The organism is Acetatifactor sp., assembly GCF_982438285.1.
The window spans coordinates 1-6,909 of record NZ_CEWDFQ010000161.1 but is presented as its reverse complement, the minus strand read 5'-3'; the positions used below and the strand labels follow the sequence as shown (position 1 = coordinate 6,909).

General features: G+C 50.5%; 7 protein-coding genes. All 7 read left to right on the top strand.

The annotated features are described in order from the left end of the window. Positions 1 to 993 (top strand): polysaccharide deacetylase family protein (locus tag AC1WIP_RS09175; protein WP_481141558.1); only part of this gene is annotated, 993 nt, incomplete at its 5' end. Between the two features lie 493 nt (positions 994 to 1,486). Continuing rightward, positions 1,487 to 2,977 (top strand): anthranilate synthase component I, encoded by a 1,491-nt coding sequence (gene trpE, locus AC1WIP_RS09170; RefSeq protein WP_481141557.1) that lies wholly within the window; start codon positions 1,487 to 1,489, stop codon positions 2,975 to 2,977. Continuing rightward, complete coding sequence (locus AC1WIP_RS09165) at positions 2,974 to 3,561, top strand: anthranilate synthase component II (RefSeq protein ID WP_481141556.1); 588 nt, start codon at positions 2,974 to 2,976, stop codon at positions 3,559 to 3,561. Before trpE ends, AC1WIP_RS09165 begins: the two co-directional genes overlap by 4 nt. Next, the gene (gene trpD / locus AC1WIP_RS09160; protein ID WP_481141555.1) at positions 3,558 to 4,574 is read left to right on the top strand and encodes an anthranilate phosphoribosyltransferase; all 1,017 of its coding nucleotides are present in this window, start codon (positions 3,558 to 3,560) and stop codon (positions 4,572 to 4,574) included. Before AC1WIP_RS09165 ends, trpD begins: the two co-directional genes overlap by 4 nt. A gap of 44 nt (positions 4,575 to 4,618) precedes the next feature. Next, the gene (trpC, locus tag AC1WIP_RS09155) at positions 4,619 to 5,416 is read left to right on the top strand and encodes an indole-3-glycerol phosphate synthase TrpC (protein ID WP_481141554.1); all 798 of its coding nucleotides are present in this window, start codon (positions 4,619 to 4,621) and stop codon (positions 5,414 to 5,416) included. Further along, the gene (locus tag AC1WIP_RS09150; RefSeq protein ID WP_481141553.1) at positions 5,413 to 6,036 is read left to right on the top strand and encodes a phosphoribosylanthranilate isomerase; all 624 of its coding nucleotides are present in this window, start codon (positions 5,413 to 5,415) and stop codon (positions 6,034 to 6,036) included. The genes trpC and AC1WIP_RS09150 overlap by 4 nt, the downstream gene beginning before the upstream one ends. A 2-nt stretch (positions 6,037 to 6,038) precedes the next feature. Continuing rightward, positions 6,039 to 6,909: tryptophan synthase subunit beta (gene trpB, locus AC1WIP_RS09145; RefSeq protein ID WP_481141552.1), on the top strand; the 871-nt coding region annotated here is incomplete at its 3' end.

Here is a 6,909-nt window from a genome sequence, read left to right as displayed (position 1 = left end):
CTGCAGGAGAGAGTAGAGATTGCAGATGGTGCAGGCGCGGATATTTTTGTGAGCATTCACCAGAATGCCTCGGAGGTTTCCCAGGCCTGTGGACTGGAAACCTGGTATCTGGAAAAGGAATCGGAGACACAGCAGCATGGGCAGAACATGGAAAGAGGCAGTTTTCGTCTTGCAGAGCTGATCCGCAAATTTACGCTGGAGCGCACAGGGGCGGCGGATAGAGAAATGAAAAGCGCGGATACGCTTTATGTGCTTCGGGAGACGGATATGCCCGCCTGTCTGGTGGAGACGGGATTTTTGTCCAATAAGGAGGAGAGAGAACGGCTTTTGGAGGAAGAATATCAGCTTAAGCTTGCAGCCGGCATTGTAGAGGGAATTGATTTATATTTTCATCCAAAGACTATGTACCTTACCTTTGACGATGGACCGTCGGTGGAGACAACAGGAGCCATTTTAGATATTCTACGGGAAAAAAACATAAAGGCAACCTTCTTTGTAGTGGGGGAAAATGTGAAAAAGCACCCTGAGATGGCCAGACGCATTGTAAACGAGGGCCACACCATTGGCATTCACTGTAATTGGCACGAGTATGAAACCCTGTATGAGAGTGTGGACAGCTACCTTGAGGATTTTTATGAGGCATATGATATTATATATGAAACTACAGGGGTGGAGGCAGAGTTGTTTCGTTTTCCCGGCGGCAGCATCAATGCCTACAATGAGGAAGTTTATGAGGATATCATAAAGGAGATGACTAAAAGGGGCTTTGTGTACTTTGACTGGAATGCAAGCCTGGAGGATGCTGTGAAAAATCCTGATCCTCAGATCCTTTTGAAAAATGCCAGAGAGAGCACTCTGGGGAGAAAAAAGGTGGTGATGCTGGCCCATGATATTGTCTACAGCACGGCCCAGTGTCTGGAGGAAATGATCGAACAGTTTCCGGAATACAGGATGCTGCCCCTGACAAAAGAAGTGACGCCCATACAGTTTTAGGCGTAACAGTTCAGCATAAAAATAGGCGTAACAGTTCAGCATAAAAAACACTTGACAGGAACCCTTTACTGCGTTAAAATGTTAAAAACAAAATAGCGGAGCACAAACCGTAGATGTGGAGATAAAAACAGTACATGCGCTTACAGAGAGACCGGAGGCTGAGAAAGGTTGGAAATGCAGGCTGTTAAATGGACCACGGAGGGCGCGAGGAAAGGAGCGGCAGCTTTTAGTATTTCGCGACGTAGGGGCATACGTCAGTTGCCAGGGATATGATGGTATCCTGATAAGAGCATGCCAAAAAGGCGTGAAGCAAGGTGGCACCGCGGGATTTTTTTCATTGGAGCATCCCGTCCTTGACAGAAGTTAAGCAACATCTGTCATGGGCGGTTTTTTTGTGCCTGTAATAGCGACGTCTGTGGCAGAATACATTGGCAGCCTATATTTCTGCATGGCACAATAGGCCGTGCAGCGATGGGAAAAGGGAGGAAAGGAAATGAGCATACAGAATATCAGAGTGAAGCCGGACTTAAAGGTCTGTCAGGAACTGGCCGCAGAGGGAAGGTACGGGCTGATTCCTGTGAGCACGGAAATTTACGCCGATGCCATCACGCCGGTGGAGGCCCTGCGTAAGCTGAAAAAAGTCAGCAGACATGTGTTTTTGCTGGAGAGTGCGGAGGCGGATAAACGATGGGGCCGGTATTCTTTTTTGGGATATGATCCTTTGCTGGAAATCACCTGTTATGATGGCCAGGTCACGGTGAAATCCCCGATGACCATGCGCAGGGCCGGAGAGGATGTAAGGGAGTCCATAAGAAAACTGCTTGCAGAAAACAAAAGTCCCGTTTTAGAGGGCCTGCCGCCCTTTACAGGAGGGCTTGCGGGATATTTTTCCTACGATTACATCAAGTACAGCGAGCCTTCGTTAAAGCTGGACGCCGAGGATGAGGAGGGTTTTCAGGATGTAAACCTGATGCTGTTTCACAAGCTTGTGGCCTTTGACAATTACAGGCAGAAAATCATCCTGATTGTAAATATCCGCACAGAGGATTTGGAGACCAATTACAACAAAGCGGTTTTGGAGCTGGATGGGATGCGGCGGCTTTTGCGGGAGGGAGACAAGGAGGAGAATCTGCCCCTTCGGCTGCTGACGGACTTTAGGCCCCTGTTTGACAAGACTCGCTACTGCGCCATGGTGGAGCAGGCAAAGGAGCACATCAAAGAGGGAGACATCTTTCAGGCAGTGCTGTCAAACCGCCTGGAGGCTGAAATGGAGGGAAGTCTCCTTGACGCTTACCGGGTGCTCCGCACCACCAATCCCTCCCCCTATATGTTTTATTTTTCGGGACATGACGGAGAGATTGCAGGAGCGAGCCCAGAAACACTGGTAAAGCTGGAGGAGGGAAAGCTTTACACCTTTCCACTGGCCGGCACAAGGCCCAGGGGAAGGACGCCAAAAGAGGATTTGGAGCTGGAGAGACAGCTTCTTTCAGATGAAAAGGAGCTGGCGGAGCACAATATGCTGGTGGATCTTGGGCGGAATGATCTGGGAAGAATCAGTAAAATAGGAAGCGTAAGGGTGGAAAAATATGCGTCTGTGGAGCGCTATTCCCATGTGATGCACCTGGGCTCTACGGTGAGCGGCCAGATCAGGGAGGATGCGGATGCGCTGGATGCGGTTGACGCCATTCTGCCGGCGGGAACCCTGTCCGGAGCGCCGAAGCTTAAGGCCTGTGAGATTATAAACAAACTGGAAAACAATAAGAGAGGTATTTACGGAGGTGCGATTGGATATCTGTCCTTTACGGGAAATCTGGATACCTGCATTGCCATCCGCCTTGCCTTTTCCAAAAACGGAAAGGTATTTATCCGCTCCGGCGCCGGTATTGTGGCGGACAGTGTGCCTGAAAGAGAGTATGAGGAGTGCATTCAAAAGGCGGCGGCAGTAAAAAATGCGGTTATGGAAGCAAAGGAGGGATTGGAATGATCCTGTTGATCGATAACTATGACAGCTTTTCCTACAATGTGTATCAGCTGACGGCTTCTGTAAGCCCGGATGTGCTGGTGGTGCGAAACGATAAAATCACGCTGGAGGAGATAGAAGCCCTTTCGCCTTCCCATGTGATTCTTTCTCCAGGGCCGGGAAGGCCTGCAGACGCAGGCATCTGTGAAGAGCTGGTTTCTCATTTTACGGCGGCTGGAAGAAGAAAACCGGTTCCGATTCTTGGAATCTGTCTGGGACATCAGGCCATATGCCAGGCCCTTGGAGCAGACATTGTCCATGCCAAAAGGCTGATGCACGGAAAGCAGTCCGTGGTGAGCGTGAAAAAGGAAAGCAGATTGTTTTGGGGCATGGAGGAAAAAATCACAGTGGGCAGGTATCATTCTCTGGCAGCGGATGAAAACACCTTGCCAAAGGAGCTTATCGTTACAGCCAGGACGGAGGATGGAGAGGTGATGGCGGTAGAGCATGAAAGTCTGCCGGTATATGGTGTGCAGTTTCATCCCGAATCTATTTTGACGCCGGATGGAAGGAAAATAATGGAAAATTTTTTGGAGGTAGAAATATGATCAGAGAAGCAATCGTAAAAATTGTCGGGAAAGGAGACTTGACTTATAACGAGGCATATGAGGTGATGAATGAGATTATGAGCGGGGAGACCACGCCTACCCAGAATGCGGCTTTTCTGGCGGCCCTTTCCACAAAAAGCACAAAGTCGGAAACCATTGATGAGATATCCGGGTGTGCGGCTTCCATGAGAGAGCACGCGCAGCAGGTGGAGACGGGAATGGAAACCATGGAGATCGTGGGGACAGGAGGAGACGGAGCCCACAGCTTTAATATTTCCACCACCTCTGCCTTTGTGATGGCGGCAGCAGGCATAAAGGTGGCGAAGCATGGAAACCGGGCGGCCTCCTCTGACTGCGGCACGGCGGATTGTCTGGAGGCGCTGGGCGTCAATATCAATCAGGAGCCTGAAAGGTGCAGGGAGCTGTTGGAGAAAGCGGGGATATGCTTTATGTTTGCTCAGAAATACCACACCTCCATGCGCCATGTGGGAGCCATCCGGAAGGAGCTTGGCATCCGCACTGTGTTTAATATATTGGGGCCTTTGACCAATCCTGCCCGTCCGGCCTATCAGCTGCTGGGGGTTTATGACGAATCTTTGGTGGAGCCCCTGGCTCAGGTGCTGATGAGCCTTGGGGTAAAGCAGGGGCTGGTGGTTTACGGAAAGGATAAGCTGGATGAAATATCCTTGTGTGCGCCTACCCTGGTATGCGATTTTAAGGATCAGAGGTACAAAACCTACACTGTGCGTCCTGAGGATTTCGGATTTGAAACCTGCAGCCGTGAGGCGCTTAAGGGAGGAACGCCCCAGGAAAATGCGCAGATTACCAGAAATATCCTGAAAGGGGAACAAGGCCCCAAAAGGAATGTGGTGCTGATGAACAGCGGAGCGGCTATCTATGCGGCGGGAAAGGCACAAAGCATAAAAGAGGGCATCAGCATGGCTGCAAAGCTTATCGACAGCGGGGAGGCAATGAAACGTCTGGATGCTTTTGTCAAATTGTCGAACTGCTGAGGAAAAGAAAGGGATGTCTGCTTTGGCAGATGGGAGGTATCAGTTTGATTTTAGAGGAAATTGCTGCAAAAACAAAAGAGCGTATCAACGCAGAGAAGGAAAGGCTTCCATTAAACGAGCTTAAGGCTGCGGCTGCGGATACAAAAGGGCCGGAGGGCTTCCCTTTTGAGGAAGCCCTGAAAAGACCTGGGATGAGCTTTATCTGTGAGGTGAAAAAGGCTTCCCCCTCCAAGGGAGTGATTGCCGGAGATTTTCCTTATAGAGAGATTGCCAAGGAATATGAAAGAGCGGGAGCTGCAGCCATCTCTGTCTTGACGGAGCCCTATTATTTTCAGGGAAAGGATTCCTATCTGAGGCAGATCAGGCAAAGGGTATCCATCCCCCTTTTGCGCAAGGACTTTACGGTGGATGAATATATGATCTATCAGGCAAGGAAAATGGGAGCGGACGCTGTGCTGCTTATCTGTGCCATCCTCTCCCCAATGCAGCTGCAGGAATATCTGGGGCTTGCAAGGGAGCTTGGACTGTCCGCATTGACGGAGGCCCATGATGAAAGGGAGGTGGAAATGGCTCTTTCGGCGGGAAGCACCATTGTGGGAGTGAACAACCGGAATTTAAAGGATTTCTCTGTGGATATCCGCAATTCCATCCGGCTTCGAGAGCTTGTGCCGAAACAAGTGCTTTTTGTGTCGGAGAGCGGCATGAAAACAAGAGAGGATATTGAAAGGTTGGAGAAAAACGGCACGGACGCCGTTTTGATCGGAGAAACCTTGATGCGCTCCCCTGAGAAAGGAGCTTTGTTAAAGGAACTTTCGGGGGCGTCCGGAGGGCTTGGCCTATGAGTGCAAGGATAAAGATATGCGGTCTGTTCCGGATGGAGGATATCGCCTATGCCAATGCGGTGAAGCCGGATTATGTGGGATTTGTTTTCGCCAAAAGCAGAAGGCAGGTGAACAGAGAAATGGCCGCAAAAATGCGTAAGGCTTTGAATCCGGACATTTTGGCGGCAGGGGTGTTTGTGGATGCCCCCTGTGGGGAGATTGTAGAATGCCTGGAAGAGGGTTTGATTGATCTGGTTCAGCTTCACGGGAAGGAGACGGAAGCAGATATCCGGTATCTGAAGTCGGCCACAGGAAAGCCCCTGATCAAGGCGGTACGGCCTTCGTGCGCAAAAGAGGTGCAGGCCTGGCTTGACAGTGAGGCAGATTATCTTCTGTTTGACAGCGGAGCGGGCAGCGGAAAAACCTTTGACTGGAGCCTGCTTGAGGGGGTAAACAGAGATTACTTTCTGGCGGGGGGACTGCATGAAGGAAACCTGCCAGGAGCGATACGGGAAATGGCCCCTTTTGCTGTGGATTTGAGCAGCGGCGTTGAGACGAATGGAGTGAAGGATTTGGAAAAGATGAGAACGGCTGTGCGGCTTGTGCGGGGCGGAAATTTAAGGAAAGGTGAAGAAGTTTAAAGATGAGTAAAGGACGCTACGGAATACATGGGGGACAGTATATCCCCGAGACTTTGATGAATGAATTGATCCGGCTTGAGGAGTGCTATGAGCATTATAAGCAGGATGAGGCATTTAATGAGGAGCTTTCTTTTCTTTTGAGGGAGTATGCAGGGAGACCTTCTCTTTTGTATTATGCGGAGAAAATGACAAAGGATCTGGGAGGGGCGAAAATTTACTTAAAAAGAGAGGATTTGAATCATACCGGCTCCCACAAGATCAATAATGTGCTGGGACAGGTGCTTTTGGCGAAAAAGATGGGGAAAACCAGGGTGATCGCGGAGACGGGCGCGGGCCAGCATGGTGTTGCGGCGGCTACGGCAGCGGCTCTTCTGGGGATGGAATGTGAAATCTATATGGGAAAGGAGGACACGGACAGACAGGCGTTAAATGTTTACCGCATGGAGCTTTTGGGAGCAAAGGTGCATCCCGTGACCAGCGGTACCCAGACGTTAAAGGATGCGGTAAATGAAACCATGCGGGAGTGGACCAGACGGGTGTCGGACACCCATTATGTGCTGGGCTCCGTTATGGGTCCCCATCCATTTCCCATGATTGTGAGGGATTTTCAGAGTGTAATCAGCAGGGAAGCCAGAAAACAGATTTTGGAAAAGGAAGGAAAGCTTCCGGCCGCTGTGGTTGCCTGCGTGGGAGGTGGCAGCAACGCTATGGGCACCTTTTACCACTTTATAAAGGACAAAGAGGTGGAGCTGATCGGCTGTGAGGCAGCAGGAAAGGGAATTGACACGGATTTCCATGCCGCTTCCATAGCAAAGGGAAGTATGGGGGTTTTCCACGGCATGAAATCCTATTTCTGCCAGGATGCCCAGGGAC

Excerpts from the sequence above, each read along its gene's own strand:
- trpE (WP_481141557.1), top strand. The coding sequence starts at position 1,487 with ATGAGCATACAGAATATCAGAGTGAAGCCGGACTTAAAGGTCTGTCAG.
- trpD (WP_481141555.1), top strand. The coding sequence starts at position 3,558 with ATGATCAGAGAAGCAATCGTAAAAATTGTCGGGAAAGGAGACTTGACT.
- AC1WIP_RS09150 (WP_481141553.1), top strand. The coding sequence starts at position 5,413 with ATGAGTGCAAGGATAAAGATATGCGGTCTGTTCCGGATGGAGGATATC.
- AC1WIP_RS09165 (WP_481141556.1), top strand. The coding sequence starts at position 2,974 with ATGATCCTGTTGATCGATAACTATGACAGCTTTTCCTACAATGTGTAT.